Source organism: Bacillus sp. GbtcB10 (genome assembly GCF_019091365.1).
Lineage (GTDB): Bacteria > Bacillota > Bacilli > Bacillales > Bacillaceae > Bacillus > Bacillus altitudinis.
The window spans coordinates 1-233 of record NZ_JAGXJP010000427.1 but is presented as its reverse complement, the minus strand read 5'-3'; the positions used below and the strand labels follow the sequence as shown (position 1 = coordinate 233).

At 64.8% G+C, this 233-nt stretch carries 1 protein-coding gene; it reads left to right on the top strand.

Going from position 1 to position 233, the window contains the following annotated elements:
- Positions 1-233, top strand: a 233-nt coding sequence (locus KVT11_RS20720; RefSeq protein ID WP_483297939.1) for a hypothetical protein, incomplete at both ends; no start/stop codon positions are given.

The window sequence follows — 233 nt, the reverse complement described above, 5'->3', positions numbered from 1 at the left end:
GTTGCTGTCGAGCGGTTCGGCGAGGGCGTGGACACGGTCAGTTCGTCGGTGTCCTACAATATCGGCGTGCAGCATATCGAGAACCTGACGCTGTCGGGTGAGGGCGATCTCGTCGGGACGGGCAATTCGCTGGCCAACGTCATTACCGGCAATGCCGGCGCCAATGCTCTGTCCGGCCTCGGTGGCAACGACACGCTGGTTGCCGGTGCGGGCGATGACACGCTGGACGGCGG